Origin of the sequence: Streptococcus sp. Marseille-Q4154 (genome assembly GCF_916700545.1) — a bacterium.
Classification (GTDB): Bacteria; Bacillota; Bacilli; order Lactobacillales; family Streptococcaceae; genus Streptococcus; species Streptococcus infantis_I.
In genome coordinates this window covers 1-22,992 of sequence record NZ_CAKAKN010000002.1, presented here as the reverse complement: position 1 = coordinate 22,992, position 22,992 = coordinate 1, and the positions used below count along the sequence as shown (strand labels likewise).

At 39.4% G+C, this 22,992-nt stretch carries 17 protein-coding genes; 13 read left to right on the top strand and 4 right to left on the bottom strand.

Annotated elements, in window-relative coordinates; all coding sequences use genetic code 11:
• Nucleotides 1-131: 131 nt before the first annotated feature.
• From LG369_RS05285 to LG369_RS05275, 3 genes are read left to right on the top strand one after another with little or no spacing between them, the layout of a single operon-like run.
• Nucleotides 132-857, top strand: coding sequence for a CppA family protein (locus LG369_RS05285; protein ID WP_225750507.1), 726 nt, complete (start codon nucleotides 132-134; stop codon nucleotides 855-857).
• On the top strand, nucleotides 854-1,786 hold the full coding sequence (locus LG369_RS05280) for a serine hydrolase domain-containing protein (protein ID WP_004252488.1): 933 nt from the start codon (nucleotides 854-856) through the stop codon (nucleotides 1,784-1,786). Before LG369_RS05285 ends, LG369_RS05280 begins: the two co-directional genes overlap by 4 nt.
• A 9-nt stretch (nucleotides 1,787-1,795) precedes the next feature.
• Nucleotides 1,796-2,707 carry a DMT family transporter gene (locus LG369_RS05275; RefSeq protein WP_004252490.1) on the top strand — a complete coding sequence of 304 codons (912 nt, stop codon included), beginning with the start codon at nucleotides 1,796-1,798 and terminating at the stop codon, nucleotides 2,705-2,707.
• A gap of 78 nt (nucleotides 2,708-2,785) precedes the next feature.
• On the opposite strand, the gene LG369_RS05270 is transcribed toward LG369_RS05275, so the two are convergent.
• Nucleotides 2,786-4,069, bottom strand: coding sequence for a uracil-xanthine permease family protein (locus LG369_RS05270; RefSeq protein ID WP_004252492.1), 1,284 nt, complete (start codon nucleotides 4,067-4,069; stop codon nucleotides 2,786-2,788).
• A 312-nt stretch (nucleotides 4,070-4,381) separates the two neighbouring features.
• Complete coding sequence (gene rsmG / locus LG369_RS05265) at nucleotides 4,382-5,095, bottom strand: 16S rRNA (guanine(527)-N(7))-methyltransferase RsmG (protein WP_004252494.1); 714 nt, start codon at nucleotides 5,093-5,095, stop codon at nucleotides 4,382-4,384.
• 94 nt (nucleotides 5,096-5,189) lie between these two features.
• Between rsmG and LG369_RS05260 the strand changes: the two genes are divergently transcribed.
• A complete protein-coding gene (locus tag LG369_RS05260; RefSeq protein ID WP_004252496.1) occupies nucleotides 5,190-5,750 on the top strand; it encodes a LemA family protein in 561 nt (186 codons plus the stop codon).
• Between the two features lies 1 nt (nucleotide 5,751).
• Complete coding sequence (htpX, locus tag LG369_RS05255) at nucleotides 5,752-6,651, top strand: zinc metalloprotease HtpX (protein WP_004252497.1); 900 nt, start codon at nucleotides 5,752-5,754, stop codon at nucleotides 6,649-6,651.
• 43 nt (nucleotides 6,652-6,694) lie between these two features.
• Here htpX and LG369_RS05250 read toward each other — a convergent pair whose 3' ends face one another.
• A complete protein-coding gene (locus LG369_RS05250; RefSeq protein WP_225750506.1) occupies nucleotides 6,695-8,254 on the bottom strand; it encodes an ATP-binding cassette domain-containing protein in 1,560 nt (519 codons plus the stop codon).
• 243 nt (nucleotides 8,255-8,497) lie between these two features.
• On the bottom strand, nucleotides 8,498-8,827 hold the full coding sequence (locus LG369_RS05245) for a helicase BlpT (protein ID WP_225750505.1): 330 nt from the start codon (nucleotides 8,825-8,827) through the stop codon (nucleotides 8,498-8,500).
• 323 nt (nucleotides 8,828-9,150) lie between these two features.
• Here LG369_RS05245 and LG369_RS05240 point away from each other — a divergent pair, with 323 nt between their 5' ends.
• From LG369_RS05240 to LG369_RS05205, 8 genes are all read left to right on the top strand, one after another.
• Nucleotides 9,151-9,420 carry a hypothetical protein gene (locus LG369_RS05240; RefSeq protein ID WP_004252503.1) on the top strand — a complete coding sequence of 90 codons (270 nt, stop codon included), beginning with the start codon at nucleotides 9,151-9,153 and terminating at the stop codon, nucleotides 9,418-9,420.
• 120 nt (nucleotides 9,421-9,540) lie between these two features.
• Nucleotides 9,541-10,083 carry a YceD family protein gene (locus tag LG369_RS05235; RefSeq protein WP_070677886.1) on the top strand — a complete coding sequence of 181 codons (543 nt, stop codon included), beginning with the start codon at nucleotides 9,541-9,543 and terminating at the stop codon, nucleotides 10,081-10,083.
• On the top strand, nucleotides 10,084-10,713 hold the full coding sequence (gene nth, locus LG369_RS05230) for an endonuclease III (protein WP_004252508.1): 630 nt from the start codon (nucleotides 10,084-10,086) through the stop codon (nucleotides 10,711-10,713).
• Between the two features lie 209 nt (nucleotides 10,714-10,922).
• Nucleotides 10,923-11,444, top strand: coding sequence for a bifunctional pyr operon transcriptional regulator/uracil phosphoribosyltransferase PyrR (gene pyrR, locus LG369_RS05225; protein WP_004252509.1), 522 nt, complete (start codon nucleotides 10,923-10,925; stop codon nucleotides 11,442-11,444).
• Between the two features lie 17 nt (nucleotides 11,445-11,461).
• Entirely contained in the window at nucleotides 11,462-12,385 is a 924-nt protein-coding gene (locus tag LG369_RS05220) for an aspartate carbamoyltransferase catalytic subunit (protein WP_225750504.1), read from the top strand.
• Between the two features lie 49 nt (nucleotides 12,386-12,434).
• Nucleotides 12,435-13,514, top strand: a complete 1,080-nt coding sequence (locus tag LG369_RS05215) for a carbamoyl phosphate synthase small subunit (protein ID WP_006151564.1) — start codon at nucleotides 12,435-12,437, stop codon at nucleotides 13,512-13,514.
• Between the two features lie 200 nt (nucleotides 13,515-13,714).
• Nucleotides 13,715-16,891, top strand: a complete 3,177-nt coding sequence (gene carB / locus LG369_RS05210; protein WP_225750503.1) for a carbamoyl-phosphate synthase large subunit — start codon at nucleotides 13,715-13,717, stop codon at nucleotides 16,889-16,891.
• A 379-nt stretch (nucleotides 16,892-17,270) separates the two neighbouring features.
• Nucleotides 17,271-22,992: Spy0128 family protein (locus tag LG369_RS05205; protein ID WP_225750502.1), on the top strand; the 5,722-nt coding region annotated here is incomplete at its 3' end.

The following is a 22,992-nucleotide window of genomic DNA, read 5'->3' as shown; positions in this document are numbered from 1 at the left end:
ATAAAACGAGTCCCCCTTCGGATATGCGAAGGGGGTTCCTTATTCAAGGGGTTAATATAGTTAAAGTTTTTAGTTGAATAACTTGTAAAATGAAATAAAATCCTTTAAAATAAAATGTGTTGGAGGAATTTATGAATGTAAATCAAATTGTGCGTATGATCCCGACGCTAAAGATAAATAATAGAAGATTAAATGAATTGTTTTATATCCAAACCTTGGGTATGAAACCCTTGCTTGAAGAGTCGGCTTTCTTATCGCTAGGAGACCAGTCAGGCATTGAAAAATTGGTTTTAGAAGAATCACCAAGTATGAGAAGCCGTAAGGTTGAAGGGATCAAAAAATTAGCTAGATTGATTGTAAAAGTAGCGAATCCATCCGAGGTTGAAGCACTACTAGGTAGAATGGAAAAACTTCCTCAACTCTATAAAGGAAACAAGGGATATGCTTTTGAAATCCTTTCACCAGAAGGGGATCTTGTCCTAATCCATTCAGAAGATGACATCAAAGATTTGAAAAAGTTTGATGAAACTGTTACTTTCCCAAAAGATGAGAAAGTGCAATATTTAACAGCATTTGATATTTCAGCAGAAATTAACTTGCCTGCTGAAACGACGAGCCTGCTTGAAAAAGAGGAAATCGAAACTAGCATAACTTTTAAACAAGCTCAAGGTAGTGATTTGCTTGTTGAAAATAATGTAACTTGGGATTTGTCTATGTTGAAATTCCAAGTAAAAGAACTTGAATTGGCTAGTCTGCGTCAACGTTTTGAAACTGCAGGCTACTTTATTCCTAAGTCTGAGAAGTTTTTCCTAACCAAGGATGCCAACAATATCGAATTGTGGTTTGAAGAAGTATGAAACAAGAAATCATTCAAAAAATAGAGCAACAAATTGAGGCAGGGATTTATCCTGGTGCCTCTTTTGCGTATTATCGGGATGGTGAATGGTTTGATTGCTACCTCGGAGAAGCAAATCCAGAAATTGGAGAGCAGACTTGTCAAGGTTTAGTCTATGATTTGGCAAGTGTGAGCAAGGTCGTCGGAGTTGGGACTGTCTTAACTTTTTTGTGGAAGCAAGGCAAGATTGAGCTCGATCAATCCATAAAGACCTATCTTCCAGAGGCGGATTATCCAGATATCACCATTCGTCAACTCCTCACACATTCTACGGACTTGGACCCGTTTATTATCAATAGAGACCAGTTGAATGCAGAAGAATTGAAAGAAGCTATGTTTCATTTGAATCGCCGAGAGAAGAGAGCCTTTCTCTACTCGGATGTGCACTTTCTCTTGCTCGGTTTTCTCCTAGAGAACTACTTTGAAAAAGATTTAGAACAGATTTTACAAGAGCAAGTTTTCGATCCATGGAAGATGAAGGAAACTCAGTTTGGACCAGTTAGCAGTGCTGTTCCAACTGTTCGGGGACAGAAAGCAGGAGTGGTGCATGATCCTAAGGCACGTTTACTAGGTAAACATGCTGGAAGTGCAGGCTTGTTTTCAACTGTGAAGGATTTAAAAATCTTCCTTGAGCATTATTTACAGGATGATTTTGCTGACGGATTAAGCCAGAATTTTTCAGATTTGAGTGATAAGGAACGCTCCTTGGCCTGGAATCTTGAAGGTGATTGGCTAGACCATACAGGCTATACTGGAACCTTTATCATGTGGAATCGTAAGAAGCAGGAAGCTGCGATTTTCTTGTCCAATAGAACCTACGAAAAAGACGAGCGTGCGCAGTGGATCATAGACCGTAATCAGGTCATGGACCTAATTCGTGAAGCAGACTAGGGAGGAAGTATGTCAAAAGCTCTTAAAGGAACTCTTTTTACAGTAATTGCTGGTATTGCTTGGGGCTTGTCTGGGACCAGTGGTCAGTACCTAATGGCTCATGGGGTATCGGCTCTAGTCCTAACCAATATTCGTTTAATTGTTGCAGGTTTGCTCTTAGTTCTCTTGTCCTATACAAAGTCTAAGGAACAATTTTTGGCTTTTCTAAAAGATAAATCAAGTCTCTTTTCTCTCTTACTATTTTCTTTATTTGGCCTCTTTCTGAATCAATTGGCTTATTTATCGGCTATTCAGGAGACAAATGCAGGTACAGCGACGGTGCTTCAGTATGTCTGTCCTGTTGGAATCTTGGCTTACACATGTATAAAGGATAAGGTAGCACCTACTATAGCCGAAATCCTTTCTATGATTTTAGCAATAGGTGGAACCTTTTTAATTGCGACTCATGGTCAGTTGGATCAGCTCTCTATGACACCAGCAGGTCTCTTTTGGGGCTTGTTCTCTGCTTTAACCTATGCTCTTTATATCATTTCACCCATTAAACTCATTCAAAAATGGGGGAGCATTCTGGTTATTGGTGTTGGTATGACCATCTCAGGTTTTGTAGCAGTGCCATTTACTGGGTTTATCGGTGCTAGTCTACCTATGTCTTTTGATATTTTCTTAGCATTTGCTGGAATTATTCTCATCGGGACTGTTTTTGCCTACACGGCCTTTCTTAAGGGAGCAAGTATGGTTGGACCAGTCAAATCTAGTCTCTTGGCCTCTATTGAGCCAATATCTGCGGTATTCTTTGCTTTCATGATTATGGGAGATATCTTTTATCCTGTAGATTTTCTTGGTATGGCAATGATTTTATTGGCTGTGACTATTATTTCTTTAAAGGATTTAATGCTAGAAAAGAGAAAGAAATCAGCGTAGATGTTATGTTACCTTATCAAAAAGTTAGTATTGAATATAAAAAATCCACTCAAGAGAGTGGATTTTATTTTTTTTACATTAGTCTTTATTTTCGTATGGCAAGATCAAGTTCAAAAGGATACCTGTCATTGCTGATAGGGCAGTACCTGAAAGTGTAACTGGACCAAGTTTAAGGATTGCTCCACCAAGTCCAAGCACGAGCATTGCACTTGCGATGATAAGATTACGCATTTGACCAAAGTCTACACGTTCCTTGATCAAAACCTTCAAACCGTTGCTGGCGATAACCCCATAAAGAAGGATAGACATACCACCAAGTACGGCGCTAGGGATTGTAGAAATCAAAGCAGTGAATTTACCAAGGAAGCTAAGGGCAATTGCGATAAAGGCTGCGTTACGGATGACTGAGACAGAAGCGATACGAGTCATACCGATCACCCCTGTATTTTCACCGTAGGTTGTATTAGCAGGACCACCAAGGAAGGCAGATACAGATGTTGCGATACCGTCACCAAGAAGGGTACGGTGAAGACCTGGTTCTTTCAAGAATTGACGGCCACAAATTTGGCTCAATACTGTATGGTCACCAATGTGTTCTGAGATTGTTACGATCGCGATTGGTAAGATTGCGATTGTCTCTGGGCCGAAGTAAAGGTTGTATTCTTTGAAGGCACCACCTGTGCTAAATGGTAGGTAGAAGCCTGGAATTTCGAACCAGTTAGCTTGAAGAACAGGTGTGAAGTCTACTAAACCAAGAAAGACTGCAAAAATATATCCACCGATAATGGCAAACAAGAAAGGAATGATACGAAGGAATCCTTTTCCTTTTGTATTGATAAAGGCAGCGATGAGGAAGGTAACTACAGCTACAAGAGCATTTTTCCAGTTGCCATCAGCAACAAGACCAGCATTTGTTACAGCTGAACCTGCAAGACCAAGACCGATAACGATAATCATTGGTCCGATAACAATTGGTGGTAAAAGTTTATCAATCCATTTTGTACCAGCAAAGCGGATGCTAGTTGAAACAAGAACGTAGATTAAACCAGTTAAGATAACCCCTGTTTGAGCAGCAGAAACATCGCCACCCATTTCCTTCATAGCAAGAGACATTGCAGTGATGAAGGCAAAAGAAGAACCGAGATAGACCGGAACTTTAAAGCCAGTAGATACCATGTAAATCAGTGTTCCGACACCTGATGCAAACAGGGCAACAGATACAGGCATTCCCAAAATCAGTGGCACCAAGATGGTAGCACCAAACATGGCAAACACGTGCTGGAAGCTGAGTAGAATTCCCTTACCAAAAGAAGGACGTTGGTCAACGTCGAGTAACAAATCAACAGTTGATTCTTGTTTCATAAATACCTCACTTTTTGGGCATCAAAAAAGAGCCCATTATTTTACAGCAATAGGCTCTCAGAGTAAGACATCTTTAAAACATGGTTATCCCAATATTTAAAAATTTTCATATATATCTGCGTCTTCGTCACCTCACGGGATGACATTAAAAACCTTTGCTTGTGATAGTATAGCAGAAAAAAATGATTTTGTAAATCATTTTTTCCCGAGCCTTGAAACAAGAGAGTGAGGCATGATTTTGTAAATCATTTTTTCCCGAGCAAGGAAATAAAGACGCGAGGTATAATCTTGTGAGTATCAATTTAAAATATCCTAAAGCGGGCGTTTATTTGGCATACCAGCCTTACGTGGATATTTGTTTGGAGTTTCCTTTTTCTTTTCTACAATGGTGATGTAGCGAGGGTCTCCATTAGGAAGTGTGTAGCTAAGGTTGTCCTCAACCTTGCTAAAGAGAAGGTTGAGAGCATTTTTGGCTTCTGTCAATTCCTCAGGGGCATTACTGGCTTTAAGTGCCAAAAGTTTTCCACCAACTTTAAGGTAGGGAATGGTTAACTCTGAGAGAACTTGCATGCGTGCAACTGCACGAGCTGTCACAATGTCGAATTGGGCACGGAAGTTCTTTTCTTGGGCAAAGTCTTCGGCGCGTCCATGGTAGAAATGAATCCCTTCTAAATCAAGCTCCTCAGCCAGAAGCTGAAGGAAGTTAATGCGCTTGTTCAGAGAATCAATGATGGTCACATCTAGCTGCGGGTAGAGAATCTTCATAGGAAGACTTGGGAATCCTGCACCAGCGCCAATATCCAGTAACTTAATTTCTTGGTTTTCTATCAACCCTTGTAGGATAGGAGCGATAGAATCATAAAAGTGCTTAAGATAAACCTCTTCCTTTTCTGTAATTGCAGTCAGGTTGATTTTTTGGTTCCATTCAACTAAGAGTTCGAAATAGCGCTCAAATTGAAATTTTTGCTGATCAGTAAGATTAATATTCTGTTGGTCAAGTAATGAGTAAAAAGTTTCTGGTTTCATAGTTATATCCTTCTTATATATCATCTTATTTTACCACAAAAACATGGAAATTTGATATACTTGTACTAATCTAAAAGCAGAAAGGAATAAGATTATGACTTGGATTATTCTTGGAGTTTTGGCTCTGATTGTTATTTTTGTGATTGTTAGCTATAACGGTTTGGTGAAAAATCGTATGCAGACCAAGGAGGCTTGGAGCCAAATCGATGTTCAGTTGAAGCGTCGAAATGATCTCTTACCAAATTTAATTGAAACAGTTAAAGGTTACGCTAAATACGAAAGTTCTACTCTTGAAAAGGTGACTGAACTCCGTAGACAAGTAGCTACAGCAACAACACCTGCAGAAGCCATGAAGGCCAGTGATGCACTGACACGTCAGATATCTGGTATCTTTGCGGTTGCAGAGAACTATCCTGACTTGAAGGCTAGTGGCAACTTTGCTCACTTACAAGAAGAACTGACTAACACAGAAAACAAAATATCATATTCTCGCCAACTTTATAACAGTGTCGTTAGCAACTACAATGTTAAATTAGAAACTTTTCCAAGTAATCTGGTTGCGGCTATCTTTGGCTTTAAGGCGGCGGATTTCCTTCAGACTCCAGAAGAAGAAAAGGCTGTTCCTAGAGTTGATTTTAGTGGTTTAGGTGACTAAGATGCTGTACAAACAAATCGCTAGTAATAAACGTAAAACTTGGGTTTTATTAATTGTTTTCTTTCTTTTGTTAGCTATTGTAGGTTATGCAGTTGGATATCTTTTCATGAACTCAGGTATCTGGGGCGTGACCGTAGCCATGATTCTTGGCTTTATCTATGCCTTGACCATGATTTTTCAATCTACAGAGATTGTCATGAGCATGAATGGTGCGCGTGAAGTTGATAGGAATGAAGAACCAGTTCTCTATCATGTTGTTGAGGATATGGCAATGGTGGCACAAATTCCTATGCCACGAGTTTATGTAATTGATGACCAGGGTTTGAATGCTTTCGCCACAGGTTCGAATCCTCAAAATGCTGCTGTAGCAGCGACATCAGGACTTCTAGAGATCATGAATCGTGAGGAATTAGAATCTGTAATCGGGCATGAAGTTAGTCATATTCGCAACTTAGATATTCGGATTTCTACGATTGCGGTTGCCCTTGCCAGTGCCATTACACTGTTATCAAGTATGGCTGGTCGTATGATGTGGTGGGGTGGAGCATCACGTAGTAGAAGAAATAGTGACCGTGACAGTGGAGGACTTGAAGTGATTATGTTAGTCATTTCTCTCCTAGCCATAGTTTTGGCACCTCTTGCAGCAACTTTGGTACAGTTAGCCATTTCTCGCCAACGAGAATTTTTAGCGGATGCTTCAAGTGTGGAATTAACACGCAATCCGCAAGGGATGATCAATGCTTTACAAAAATTAGAAAATAGTCAACCCATGAGTCATCATGTGGATGATGCTAGTAGTGCACTTTATATTAACGATCCTCAAAAACCAGGTTTCTTGAAAAAACTATTTTATACGCATCCACCTATTTCAGAACGAATTGAGCGTTTGAAACATATGTAAAAAACATCCAGGGGTTTTCCTCTGGATGTTTTATTTTAAAAAGTTAAAGATCTTGTAAATCAACTACTTCTAAACCATTTTTTGTCAAACGATAGATACTCCTACAGACTTCTTTTAAAAAACGCCTGTCATGCGAAACAGTGATGAGGCCACAAGGATAATTGGCAAAGAGTTTTCTGATTTCTGGTTGAGAAGTTGGAGAAAAATTTCGTGTGGGTTCATCCAGAAGGAGAAAGTTTGGTTTTCGCAGAACTAAATTCAAAAGAAGGAGTTTCCCCTGTTGACCTCCAGATAAGGAGTGGATTTGGTGGTGCATCTCTGGATAGCTGAAATTAAGACTGGCTAAGTGAGATTGGATTTTCTGTATTTCCTCTTTGTGTCCAGTTTGGCTGAGAAATTCTACTGGGGATAGATCCAATTGCAGTGTTTCTTGGTAATCTTGTGGCATAAATCCAAGTGAGATTTCTCTTTTATCACTTAGTAGTTGATGTATCTTTGCTAAAAGTGTGGATTTGCCAATGCCATTGGAACCGATGATGCCGATTTTGTCTTGGCCGCGGACAGTCAGTTGTAGCTCCTGAGCCAAAACTCGCTGGTCAACGGATAAAGTCTCCTTTTCCATTCGAAGTAAGACTTTAGAAGCTGCTAATGGCTCTATATCTGAAAAGAAAAGTTGGATTTGTTCCTCTTCAAGTGGCTTTTGGGTCATGGACTGAGCTGCTTTTTCGTAACGTTTTTCTTGAGAAAGAACATTTTTCATCTTTTTAGCTAATAGGCGACCGGCAGTACTGTCTTTGGTAGCTCGAAGTGCAGTTTCTACATTTTGCTTGACGCGACGATGCTTCTCCATGGTTTTGTCATAGGCTCTCTGGTCGTTAGCAGCTTGCTGGCTTTGTCTGGCAAAATTAGCCTTTCTCTGCTCACTATAGCGATCGTAGTCTAAATGCTCTACTAGCGTTTCCGCTTCTTTCCGGTGCTTGATCAGTCGCAAGTGGATAATGGTGTCTGCTGTTTGAGAGAGAAAGTCTTCATCATGAGAAATGAAAATAACGGTTTGCCTCATTTTTTGAATCTGATTTTTTAGCCAATCAACCATCTCTATATCCAGGTCATTTGAAGGTTCATCTAAAAATAAAATCTCAAAGGGTTTGGCCAATTCATGGATGAGCTGAATTTTCAAAGCTTCACCACCCGAGAGACTACCAATTTCTTGATCACTTGCAAAACGACTGCTGTCAAAGTGTAATTCATCAGACAAGCGATAGAGAATGCTGTAGTCCAAATCTGTAGACTCTAAAAAGAAGTAGTCATGTAAAGTTTTCTTTTTCAGGTCTTCAGGAAGATGTTGGGGAATATAGGCCAGGGACTGAAGGTCAGATTGGATTTCTCCCCTGATAGAGAAATCAGTTAATCTTTCTCCCATTAAAGTTCGAAGTAAGGTTGATTTTCCATTTCCTTCTTCGCCTATAATAGCGATCTTTTCTCCGTCTTGGATGGTAATGTTTAAATCGGAAACAAGGTCTCTTAAATCTTTGTTTTGTGTGATGGTCAGATGACTGATTTTTATCATATTATTTCCCTTTCTAGAATGTCCATATTGCATAACAAAAAGCTCTACTTTACCTAGTAGAGCCAATCGTCTATGTCAAAAAACTCTTTTAAAAGGGCTGAAAATCCAGTAGAAAAAAGAGCATACAAAAAAGAGACAGAAACAAGATCTACTAAATAAAGGTTCTTTATTTGATAGACTTAGTTGTTCATGTCTCCCTTACCTCCGAGTATTGTTGCAATCATCATACTCTTTTTGAGAAAATTTGTCAAGATTAAGCCAGAAAATCCTCTATTTTTAAAACCCAAAAACAGGTCCATAGAGTGTCAAAACGTGCTTAACTTGAGCGTAGTGGAACTTGTCATAGTTTCTCCAAGCAGTGCGGGCTTGGTCATTTAATTTCAGTGAACCAAGTCCAATCAAAAGACTAGTCCGTTGGTAAAAAGATTCCAGTTCAATTAAGATGGCGTTGTCTACTTTCTCAGCTTTTTTAAGTGCTCTGAGAATTTCGTCTATATTTTGCTGTAAGCGTAGATCATCTGGTAATCCCTGTTTACAGTTTTGTATAGTTTGATTTAATTCTGAAACGAGTTGATAGGCTTCAGCTAAAAGAACTTTGTCTTCCATATGAGCGTCCTCCTTTGCTCATGTATTGATGCCTATAGTATAGCACAAAAAATAAATTTGTCATAATAAATATATCAAAAAATAATAATTCTCTAGATAGCATAATTAAAGTCTAGAAATATTTTGAAGCAGAGGTAAAAAATTCTTAAAAATATTTGACATTTATCCGTTGACAGAGGATAATGAGTTGAAAAAAAATATTGTTATTTCTTATGATTCAACTAATTATTAGCGCCTTTTAATGGAGAAATTTTTGTTAGCCTTCTAGATAGTAGTATATAATGATAGGATGTTTACGATTAAGTTTACGAAAGTGAGTAAAGATGATTAAGATATCAATTAGTTTGTTGCTAGACGCAATTGAAGATAATGTCGATTATGAAATCATTCAATCTATTGAACTTGAAACAGATATTAGAAAAATCACTAGACAATTTCAAGGAGAAAACGGGGAATTCTTAGTTAAAGAGGAAGTATTTCAAGAGTTACCTTTTGATATCAAAACAAGGAATGAAATTATTAAACAAATAAAACAAAACAGTCAGAAAGTGGATAGAGATGACTTTGATACATTGTTACAGTTATATTATTGAGAACCTAGGGCAATGTAATTACTTTTTGAGGTCGTAACCCTATAAAGCTTACGCGTTCTATGGTACAATATATCTATACTACATAGTATAATCAAGGAAGTAAATTTTTATGGAGGAAGTATGAAATTAAATATTCAAGAAGTTCGTAAGCAGCCTGAAGGTTTGTATTTTGAGCAAACTCTAGACATGTCAGCTGACTTACGTGAGCGTAACCAAGAAATTTTAGACGTAAAAGATATTGTCGCAGTTGGGAAGGTTCAGTATGAAGACCGTATGTTTTTCCTAGATTATCAACTGTCTTATACCATCGTACTTGCTTCTAGTCGTAGTATGGAACCTGTTGAGTTAGCAGAGTCTTATCCGGTGACAGAAGTCTTCATGGAGGGAGCAACCAATCAACTAGACCAAGAAGTTCTAGATGATGACTTGGTTTTACCTATCGAAAATGGGGAAATCGACCTTGCTGAAAGTGTTTCGGACAATATCTTGCTAAATATTCCAATCAAGGTCTTAACGGCAGAAGAAGAAGCAGGTCAGGGATTTGTGTCTGGAAATGACTGGCAAATCATGACTGAGGAAGAATATCAAGCTCAACAAGCAGTCAAAAAAGAAGAAAATAGTCCTTTTGCAGGTTTACAAGGGCTGTTTGATGGAGACGAATAGATGGTTTTATCCAAGAAACGTGCCCGTCATGTCATTGAGGAAATCATAGCTCTTTTTCCAGATGCAAAACCTAGTCTAGATTTTCGCAATCATTTTGAACTCTTAGTTGCAGTTATGTTGTCTGCTCAGACGACAGATGCGGCAGTAAACAAGGCGACTCCAGCTCTTTTTGAAGCCTTCCCTACACCACAAGCCATGGCAGACGCTAGTGAGAAGGACATTGCAAAACATATTTCTCGTTTAGGTCTGTATCGAAATAAAGCAAAATTTCTTAAAAAATGTGCGCAACAGTTATTAGAAGATTTTGATGGTCAAGTTCCTCAGACTAGAGAAGAATTAGAAAGTTTGGCGGGAGTTGGGCGTAAAACAGCTAATGTAGTCATGAGTGTGGGCTTTGGAATTCCAGCTTTTGCGGTAGATACTCATGTGGAGCGCATTTGCAAACACCATGATATTGTTAAAAAATCAGCTACACCATTAGAAGTTGAAAAACGTGTCATGGATGTCTTGCCACCAGAAAAGTGGTTGGCGGCGCATCAGGCCATGATTTATTTTGGTCGTGCTATCTGTCATCCGAAAAATCCAGAATGCGAACACTATCCACAATTGTATGATTTTAGTTCATTATAAGGTCAAACATTGAATGTTTTTACTTGCTTTGAACTGGGCTTTGTGATATAGTAAGAACAATAAAATATTCCTTTAAACCTGTCCCGTGAGGCAGGCAAGGAGCTCGATAAAGTAGAAGAGTAAGTCTATGCTGTTTCCAGTATGGCTCGCTTAATGATACATTCTCAAGTCTCCTTGTTTAAGGAGACTTTTCTTTTTGGAGGTTTGTCATGAAGACAAAAGAAGTTGTAGACGAATTAACCGTCAAGCGAGCAATTACGCGTATCACTTATGAAATTATCGAACGCAACAAAGATTTGAACAAAATCATTTTAGCGGGAATTAAAACACGTGGTGTCTTTATCGCCCACCGCATCCAAGAGCGCTTGGAACAATTGGAAAACATCTCTGTTCCCGTTGTAGAATTAGATACCAAACCTTACCGTGACGATGTCAAAAGTGGTGAAGATACTTCCTTGATTTCTGTTGATGTGACAGACCGCGAAGTTATCTTGGTGGATGATGTTCTTTACACAGGTCGTACAATTCGTGCCGCTATCGATAACATTGTCGGACATGGTCGCCCTGCCCGTGTGAGTCTAGCAGTATTAGTGGACCGTGGGCACAGAGAATTGCCAATTCGTCCAGATTACGTTGGGAAAAATATTCCAACTAGTCGTTCTGAAGAAATCATCGTTGAGATGACGGAACTTGATGGCCAAGATAGAGTTTTGATTACTGAAGAAGCTTAAAAGCTAAAGGAGTAGCCATGTCAGAAAATCAACAAGCACTCAAACATGTGGTGTCCATGGAAGATCTTACTGTAGATCAGGTTATAAAATTGATTAAACGAGGGATCGAGTTTAAAAATGGAGCCCAGTTGCCCTACGAAGACCATCCCATTGTTTCCAACCTTTTCTTTGAAAATTCGACAAGAACGCATAAATCCTTCGAAGTTGCAGAGATTAAACTGGGATTGGAACGACTTGACTTTGATGTGAATACAAGCTCTGTAAACAAGGGTGAGACACTCTATGATACAATCTTGACCCTGTCTGCACTTGGTGTAGATATCTGTGTTATTCGGCACCCAGAGGTTGATTATTACAGGGAATTGATTGCGAGCCCAACCATTATGACATCGATTATCAATGGTGGTGATGGCTCAGGGCAACATCCTAGTCAGAGTCTGCTTGATTTGATGACAATTTACGAAGAATTTGGCCGTTTTGAAGGACTTAAGGTTGCCATTGCTGGTGACTTGGACCATTCACGTGTTGCCAAGTCCAATATGCAGATTTTGAAACGTTTAGGTGCTGAAATTTACTTTGCAGGACCTGAGGAATGGAGAAGTCAAGAGTTTGCAGATTATGGTCAATTTGTAACTATTGACGAGATTGTTGACCAGGTGGATGTTCTGATGTTGCTTCGAGTTCAACATGAACGCCACGAAAGTGGAGCAGTCTTCTCAAAAGAAGAGTATCACGCTCAACATGGCTTGAACCAAGAACGCTATAATCGTTTAAAAGAAGAAGCAATCATTATGCATCCGGCTCCTGTGAATCGGGATGTGGAAATTGCCGATCATCTTGTTGAAGCAACAAAATCACGCATTGTCCAACAAATGACCAATGGAGTATTTGTTCGAATGGCAATCTTAGAATCCGTATTGGCAAGTAGAAAAGCCAAATAATACACAAAACGTTAAAAGACGCCAGTGAGCGTCCACGAGAGGTGATAATATGACAAAACGACTTCTAGTTTTAGAAGATGGCACAGTTTTTGAAGGTAAGGCCTTCGGTGCAGATATTGATGTAACAGGGGAAATAGTCTTTAACACTGGAATGACAGGATATCAAGAATCCATTACAGACCAATCTTATAATGGACAAATCTTGACCTTCACATATCCACTAGTAGGGAATTATGGAGTTAACCGTGACGACTACGAGTCTATCAGTCCTACTTGTAAGGGAGTTGTGGTTTTCGAAGAGGCTCGTAGAGCCAGCAACTGGCGTAACCAAATGACGCTGGACGAATTCTTGAAGGCTAAGAAAATTCCTGGAATTTCAGGCATTGACACTCGAGCTCTTACAAAGATTATTCGTAAACATGGTACCATGAGAGCGACTCTAACACATGCTGGCGATAGTATGGATCACATTGCAGATCAACTTCAAGCAACTGTCTTACCGACTGATAATATCAGACAAGTTTCTACAAAGACTGCTTATCCGGCTCCAGGAGTTGGTTTGAGCGTTGTTTTAGTAGACTTCGGTCTTAAACACTCTATTTTACGAGAGCTATCTAAACGTGATTGTAACGTGACTGTAGTTCCATACACAACTACGGCTGAGGAAATCTTGCATTTAAACCCTGACGGAGTTATGTTGTCAAATGGTCCTGGAAATCCAGAAGATGTACCAGAAGCTCTTGAGATGATCCGTGGTATTCTCGGGAAAATTCCAATCTTTGGTATCTGTATGGGGCACCAGCTCTTTGCGATGGCAAATGGTGCTAAGACCTATAAAATGAAGTTTGGTCACCGTGGCTTTAACCATGCTGTTCGTGAAATTGCAACTGGGCGCGTGGACTTCACAAGTCAAAATCATGGTTATGCAGTTAGCCGTGAAGATTTACCAGAGCACTTAATCATCACCCACGAAGAAATCAATGACAAGTCAGTTGAAGGCGTACGTCACAGATATCTACCAGGTTTCTCTGTGCAATTCCACCCAGACGCAGCTCCTGGTCCACATGATGCAAGTTATCTATTTGATGAGTTCATTGAGATGATGGAAGCTTTCAAACAAGCAAACTAAAGACGAGTGAGAAATCGTCGGAGAATTTATTTAATGGCAATCAGAGAGTTGCCGAATAGAAAGGAGAAGATACATTGTTCGCGGAAGTGAACACGCCCTAAGAACTTTGTGAAAAAGATAAACATTGATTTGACGCTGAAGGCGTCTGCACCAAGTTTCCTATTTTCACTGTGTTCTTGACGGGCTTTGTATCATAAACTATGCCTAAACGTACTGATATTCAAAAAATTATGGTGATTGGTTCTGGTCCGATTATTATTGGTCAGGCTGCTGAGTTTGACTATGCTGGAACCCAGGCCTGCTTGTCTTTGAAAGAAGAGGGGTATGAGGTTGTCTTGGTTAACTCAAATCCTGCAACCATCATGACGGATAAAGAGATTGCAGACAAGGTCTACATCGAACCGATTACACTTGAATTTGTGACTCGTATTCTCCGTAAGGAACGTCCAGATGCCTTGCTTCCAACACTTGGAGGTCAAACGGGGCTTAATATGGCCATGGAATTGTCAAAAAATGGTATCTTGGATGAGCTTGGAGTAGAACTTCTCGGGACTAAACTGTCTGCCATCGACCAAGCGGAGGACCGAGATCTCTTTAAACAATTGATGGAAGAACTCAAGCAACCAATTCCAGAATCAGAAATTGTCAACACAGTTGAGGGAGCAGTTTCCTTTGCAGCAACTATTGGCTACCCAGTTATCGTCCGTCCAGCCTTTACTCTAGGTGGTACTGGTGGTGGTATGTGTGCTAATGAGGAAGAATTGCGTGAAATTGCTGAAAATGGTTTGAAGTTGTCACCTGTTACCCAGTGTTTGATTGAACGTTCCATTGCTGGCTTCAAGGAAATTGAGTATGAGGTCATGCGTGACTCAGCTGATAATGCCCTTGTTGTTTGTAACATGGAAAACTTTGACCCTGTCGGGATTCACACAGGGGACTCCATCGTATTTGCCCCTGCGCAAACCATGTCCGACTATGAAAACCAAATGCTTCGTGATGCTAGTTTGAGCATTATCCGCGCTCTCAAGATTGAAGGCGGATGTAACGTTCAGCTTGCGCTTGATCCACACAGTTTTAAGTACTATGTCATCGAAGTAAATCCTCGTGTATCTCGTTCTTCAGCCCTTGCTTCTAAGGCAACTGGTTACCCAATCGCCAAATTGGCTGCGAAGATTGCGGTAGGGTTGACCTTGGATGAAGTTATTAACCCAGTTACAGGTTCAACCTATGCTATGTTTGAACCAGCCCTTGACTATGTGGTAGCTAAGATTCCACGTTTCCCATTTGACAAGTTTGAAAAAGGGGAACGTCGTCTTGGTACCCAGATGAAGGCAACTGGAGAAGTTATGGCCATCGGCCGGAATATCGAGGAATCTCTCCTTAAAGCTTGTCGCTCTCTAGAAATTGGTGTCCATCATAATGAAATGCCTGAGCTTTCAGATGTTTCTGATGATGCCTTGATTGAAAAAGTTGTTAAGGCACAAGATGACCGTCTCTTCTACGTATCAGAAGCTATTCGTCGTGGTTATACACCAGAAGAGATTGCTGACTTAACTAAGATTGATATTTTCTACCTTGATAAACTCTTGCATATCTTTGAAATTGAGCAAGAATTAGGTTCTCATCCACAAGATCTAGTAGCTCTAAAAACAGCAAAACTCAATGGTTTCTCAGATTGTAAAATCGCTGAACTCTGGAACACTACATCTGATCAAGTTCGCCAACTTCGTTTAGAAAACAAGATTGTCCCGGTTTACAAGATGGTAGATACTTGTGCCGCAGAATTTGAATCAGAAACTCCGTACTTCTACTCAACGTATGGATGGGAAAATGAGTCTATCAAGTCTGATAAGGAATCTGTACTTGTCCTAGGTTCTGGTCCAATCCGTATCGGACAAGGGGTTGAGTTTGACTACGCGACTGTTCACTCGGTTAAGGCTATCCAGGCAGCTGGCTATGAAGCCATCATCATGAACTCAAACCCAGAGACAGTTTCAACAGACTTCTCTGTATCAGATAAACTCTACTTTGAACCATTGACTTTTGAAGATGTGATGAATGTCATCGATTTGGAGCAACCAAAAGGTGTTATTGTTCAGTTCGGTGGTCAAACAGCTATCAACCTAGCTGAGCCATTAGCAAAAGCTGGTGTGACTATCCTTGGTACTCAAGTTGCGGACTTGGATCGTGCGGAAGACCGTGACCTCTTCGAACAAGCCCTCAAAGACTTGGATATTCCACAACCTCCTGGACAGACTGCAACCAATGAAGAAGAAGCAGTACTTGCTGCACGTAAAATTGGTTTCCCAGTTCTCGTTCGCCCTTCATATGTCTTGGGTGGACGTGCTATGGAAATCGTTGAGAATGAAGATGATCTTCGTTCTTACATGCGTACTGCGGTTAAGGCAAGTCCAGACCACCCTGTTCTTGTTGACTCTTATATCGTCGGACAAGAGTGTGAAGTCGATGCCATTTCAGACGGACAAAATGTCCTCATCCCAGGTATCATGGAGCATATCGAACGCGCTGGTGTCCACTCAGGTGACTCCATGGCGGTTTATCCTCCTCAAACCTTGTCGCAAAAAGTGCAAGAAACGATCGCAGACTACACCAAACGCCTTGCAATCGGCCTCAACTGTCTTGGGATGATGAACATTCAGTTTGTTATCAAGGATGAGAAAGTCTACGTCATTGAAGTAAACCCTCGTGCCAGTCGTACTGTTCCATTCCTTTCTAAAGTAACCAATATCCCTATGGCACAGGTAGCGACTAAGTTGATTCTTGGTCAAAGTCTTGAAGAACTTGGTTACCAAGATGGACTTTATCCAGAAAGTAGTCGCGTTCATATCAAGGCACCAGTCTTCTCCTTTACCAAGCTAGCTAAGGTAGACAGCCTGCTTGGACCTGAAATGAAGTCAACAGGGGAAGTCATGGGTTCTGATACCACTCTTGAAAAAGCTCTCTACAAGGCCTTTGAAGCTTCTTATCTTCACTTACCAACCTTTGGTAATGTTGTCTTCACTATCGCAGATGATGCAAAAGAAGAAGCACTAGATTTGGCTCGTCGTTTCCAAAATATTGGCTACGGAATCCTTGCTACTGAAGGAACTGCAGAGTTCTTTGCAAGTCATGGATTGCAGGCACAAGTCGTTGGAAAGATTGGTGATGATGAACACGATATTCCAAGCTACGTCCGCAAAGGAAAAATTCAAGCAATCATCAATACAGTTGGTACCAAACGGACAGCTGATGAAGATGGTGAGCAAATCAGACGTTCAGCAATTGAACATGGAGTTCCTCTCTTTACAGCTTTGGATACAGCAGATGCAATGTTAAAAGTACTAGAAAGCAGAAGTTTTGTTACAGAAGCGATTTAATAAAAAAAGATTCTCATTTGAGAATCTTTTTTATTATGAAAGCGTTGCTATCATTTTTCACAAATAATTAAATGCAAAACCTGAACCTAAGTAAATATATAAAAATAGTATAATTTTAAATTAATTAATTTTAAAAGATAGACATAATATAGGATAGTGCACATTTACATATAATTATATATAACAAATCACAGGGTGTTAAAATGGCCTAAAATATAATAAAGTAAACGATTTCAGGAGCACATAATTATTTGAAGTTAGGTCAGACTTATGGTATGATATAAGGGCTAAAGTTAGAGAAAAATATTGTATTCTAGATTCAAATATAGTATAATTCCTCTGCTGATAGTGAAATAATATAAAAGGAGAACTTATCAAAATGATAAGAAAGGAACAACAACGTTTTTCTTTGAGGAAATATAAGGTAGGTGTTGCATCCGTATTTTTGGGAACAACTCTTAGTTTTATGTTAACAAATGGAGGTGCGGTAAAAGCTTCTGAACTTCCTACACAACCAAGTTCTGAAGAAAAAACAGAGTTGGTAAAAAAGGATAGTAGCGAGGATTCCTCTAAAAAGGAACAGAATGTTGTAGAAAATGTTGCAACAACTGAGCTTGCTGAGACAAATAAGCTTGAAGAAGTAAAAGCAGCTTCTGAGGTTAAAACAGAAGAAGCTAAATCTGAACCAGTGTCTTCAGAAAAAGCAGAAAAAGTAAAACCTGCTTCAACTGAGACTGAGGTTGCAAATAAGGAAACTGCTAAGCCGGTTGAAAAAGCAGAAGAAGCAAAACCAGCAGCAACTGAAGTAAAACCAGCTACAGACGAATCAAACAAACCAAGAGTACGTAATCGTCGTGCTACAACGGAAGATGCAGTTACTGGAGATCACAACACTAAACCAGTAAGTGTTAGTACATATCTAAAAGATGGTGAAACAGTTGATCCAACTATACAAAATCCAAATGGAGCTACGGTTGGGTCTCAAACTGTACCAGCTGGATATGCAAGAAAAGAAGGTGATTACTATACATATAGTATCGTAGACCTTACTCGCTTCAACGAACGTTACAACACAAAATATTACTCTCGTGCTTATAAGAGATTTGATGATTCTACAGATACAGTTGTTGAATTGATTGATAAAACGACTGGTAATGTAGTAGAAACTAGAACGATTACTGCATCAAGTGGTATTCAAAAATTTACAACTACTGCGACTGCATCGAGGGGAGAGTTAACTTATCAAGTAGATTATGATAAAGGGACACCTGCTAGTAAAGCTGAACCAGCTCAACCATTCCTGCAATACGGTTATGAAGTTGGCGCAAGTATCCAAGCTTTAGTCGCTTCTGGTCACAACCTTACTCCAGATGAGCAAAAATTATACGATGCTGTATATGCTGCTCGTACATCAACAGACATTATTAACGTTGTAGAACCAGCTTATAATGGTCGTACAATTACGGATACTAATAGTAAGATCCCACGTTTTGTTAATAAAACAACTTACTATCGAGTAGTTGACAAAAACAATGCGACATTTAACGCCAATAAAACAGATAAAACTGTTCAAGACTACGTTCCAAATGGCAATGAAGAAGATTTGGCTAGATATACCACTAAAGCCATGGAAGGACAAAACTTCACAGCATCTGGTGAGCGTCAATTTGACGGCTACAAATTGTATCAAACGGCAGATCCAGATTCAACATCTGGTTATGTAAGCCGCCCTTATACTGTTGGTACCAAATTCATGGACGCTGAGCGTGCAGGAATTAAACGGATTAAAGAAATTGTAGACGAAGACGGATCAGTAGTCGTTCGTGTTTATCTTCTAGATCCAAAACAACAAAGCAAACGTTCTGACGGTAGCTTGAGCACTGATGGCTACATGTTGCTAGCAGAAACGAAACCGATTAAACCTGGTGATTATAACAAACAAGAATTGAATGTTAAGAAATCACCTCTTAACACCATTCCTTTCACAGATAGTAAAGGTGTAAACTATGCAAATGGTAAGGAAATTCCATTTGACTTCCAAAAAGCTGCAGGATATACACCGTATAAGACTGTCTTTGTTCCATTCTTGGGAGATAACATTGGTCACCTTTCTCCTAATGAACAATTGGTTCGTGGAGTAAATGGTATCGGTACAAACGTTGACTTGCTCAATTCATTGACACCGTACAAACAACCTATTTACTATTACGTGAAACAAGAACCAGCTGAAGTAATTCCTGAAGTTGAAAAACAATTGGACGGACGTGTCTTGACAGACGGCGAGTTTACTTTCAAATTAACAGAAGAGAAAAGTACTCCTGATAAGCACGAAGAGACTGTTACCAACAAGGATGGAAAAGCTACATTCAGCAAACTTACCTTTAACAAAGCTGGTACTTATAAATACAAGATCACTGAACAAAAGGGTTCTGATACAGACGTTGATTACGACGCAATGACTGTTACCATGACCGTTACTGTAACTGAGAATTCTAAAGGTGACCTAGGAGCTACAGTTAAATACAGTGCTGAAGGTGGATTCAAATCAAGTGATGATGATAAAATCTTCAACAACTATGTTGTAGCACCAGTAAAAGTTAAATTTGACTTCACGAAAAAATTGGCTGGACGCGATCTTAAAGATGGAGAATTCAACTTCGTTCTTAAAAATTCTGATGGTCAAGAAGTTGAGACTGTAGCCAACAAAAAGGATGGAACTGTAACATTCACAGAAATAGCGTTTGACAACTCTAAAGTTGGCACACATACCTATACTGTAGAAGAAGTTGTACCTGCAGCTAAAGAAGCTGGAATGGTTTACGATTCTATGAAGGCTACGATTACTGTAGAAGTTTCTAAAAAAGGTCACACATTAACAACAGTAACTAACGTAGTTTCTGCTGGCGGTGTGGACGATAATGGAGCATCAACTGATGGTAGTGAAGATAAAGTATTCAACAACAAGATTACTCCTCCAGAAACGCCTGTATTCCAACCAGAAAAATTTGTACTTAACAAAGAAAAGTATGACATCACTGGTACTAAATTAGTCGATGATGACAACGAATTGACTAATGAGTATACAGAAACCAATGCTGATCCGTACGCTGATAAAACTACTAATAACGAAGCAGAAAACATCAATACTAAGACAGTTGAACGTGGCGATAAATTAGTTTACCAAGTATGGTTAGATACTAGAAACTTCTCAGATAAGAACAATATCCAATCTGTTGGTATTTCTGATACATATGATGCTGAAAAAGTAACAGTTAACGCTGCTGACATCAAAGCTTATGACAGTGTAACTGGCCAAGATGTAACTGATAAGTTTGACATTAAGGTTGAAAATGCTGTAATCACAGCAACTTCCAAGTCTTCTATGAACAAGTCTTTAGGTGATGCGGATAATACTCAAGTTATCGACACAACTAAATTCGAGTTTGGTCGCTACTATAAATTCGATATCCCAGCCACTGTTAAAGACACAGTTAAGGCAGGAGCTGATATTGAAAATAAAGCCAACCAAATCGTTCATGTTTACAACCCAGTAAGTAAATCTGTAGAAACACCTGAAAAACCAACTCAAAAACGTGTGAATAGTGTACCAATTACTGCAGAATTCAACTTCACAAAACGTTTGGAAGGTCGTGAGCTTAAAACTGGCGAATTTACATTTGAGTTGAAAGACAGCGACGATGTTGTGATTGCGACTGCAACCAACGATGCAGATGGTAAGATTAAATTCTCTCCAGTAGAGTACACAAATAAAGCTGGTGAAAAAGTCACTGCCCTTAAATACAAGAAGGGTCAAGAAGGTACTTATACTTACTCTGTAACAGAGGTGAAAGGTACAGACGCAACTGTCACTTACGATACTATGAAGGCAGAAGTAACTGTAACAGTATCACACGATGGAACAGCAAAAGCATTGATTGCTAACGTAACTGAACCAACTGACAAAGAGTTCAACAATACAGTAACTCCTCCAACAGAACCTAAGTTCCAACCAGAGAAGTATGTATTGAATGAAGCAAAATACTCAATCACTGATAACAAACTTCTTGATGATGATTCTGAGTTGACTGATAAATATGGTGAAACAAATACTGATCCATATGTTGATGGAACTTCAAACAACGAAGCAGCAAACATCAATACCAAGACTGTTAACCGCGGAGATAAGATCTACTATCAAGTATGGTTGGATACAACTAAATTCTCAGCAACTAACAAAGAAAACGTTCAATCAGTAGGAATCACTGATGACTTCGATGAAACGAAGGTTGATGTCGTTGCTTCTAAAATTAAAGCTTACGATTCAGTAACTGGTGACGATGTAACAAACAAATTCGACATCAAGGTTGAAAATGGTGTGATGACCGCAACTCTTAAAGCTGGCTTCACGAAGTCATTGGGTGATGCAGAAAAAACTCAAATCATTGACACAACAAAATTTGCATTTGAACGTTACTACAAATTTGATATCCCAGCAACTGTTAAAGCAGACGTTGCAGGTGGAGTAGACATCGAAAATACTGCGGCTCAAGTAGTGAACTACTACAACCCATCTACGAAGAAAGTTGAAAAACCAAGCAAACCAACTGAAAAACGTGTAAACTCAGTTCCAATTGAAGTCGAATTCAACTTCACTAAGAAATTGGAAGGCCGTGAATTGAAAGCTGGTGAGTTCAGCTTCGTATTGAAAGACTCTAAAGGTACTGAAATCGAAACGGTTCAGAACGATAAAGATGGCAAGGTGAAATTCGCTAAACTTGAATTCACTAAAGCCCAAGTTGGAACTCATAAGTACACTGTAGAAGAAGTTAAAGGATCTGATGCGACAGTCACTTACGACTCTATGAAGGCTGAAATCACAGTAGAAGTTAAATACGATGGTACAGCTAAAGCACTTGTGAAGACACTAACTGATGCTCCAGATAAAGAGTTCAATAACACTGTGACTCCTCCAGAAACTCCTGAGTTTAACCCAGAAAAATATATTCTTAACGAAGAGAAATTTGACATTACTGGAACTAAACTTCTGGATGATGATAAAGAGTTAACTGATAAAGTAGCTGATACCAACAAAGATCCATATGCGGACAAAGTTGATAATAATGAAGCGCAAAATATCAATACTCAAACACTCCATAAAGGTGATAAGGTTGTTTACCAAGTATGGCTTGATACAACTAAATTTACAGAAGCTCACAATATTCAATCTGTTGGAATTACAGATAAATATGACAGTGAAAACTTGGATGTTAATGTAGCTAATATTAAAGCTTACGATTCAGTAACTGGTGAAGATGTAACAGCTAAGTTTGATATCTCAATTGTGGATGGTGTCATTACTGCTACATCTAAGGCTGACTTGACTATGTCTCTTGGAGATGCAGAAAATACTCAAGTAATCGACACTGCTAAATTAGCATTTGGACGTTACTACAAGTTTGATATTCTAGCACGTATCAAGGGAACTGCTAAAGAAGGTGTAGATATTGAAAATACAGCTTCTCAAATTGTTCACCAATATGATCCAACTAAGAAATCAGTTGAAAAACCAGAAAAACCAACTGAAAAACGTGTTGTTAATATTCCAGTGAAAGTTGAATTCAACTTCACGAAGAAATTAGAAGGTCGTGCGTTGAAAGCTAGTGAATTCAACTTCGTATTGAAGGACAAAGATGGTAACGTGATTGAAACCGTAAGCAATGATGCTGAAGGTAAGATCAAGTTCTCAGCTCTTGAATTCAAACGTGGTCAAGAAGGTACTTATATTTATCATGTAGAAGAAGTGAAAGGTACAGAGGCTGGAGTTGAGTACGATAAGATGGTAGCGACTGTTGGAGTTACTGTGACGAAGGACGGTAAAGTATTAACTCTTACTTCACAAATGCCTGAAGATACTGAGTTTAACAACAAGGTAACACCGCCAACACCGCCAACACCGCCAACACCACCAACACCGCCAACACCACCAACACCACCAACACCACCAACACCACCAACACCACCAACACCACCAACACCACCAACACCACCAACACCACCAACACCACCAACACCACCAACACCACCAACACCACCAACACCAC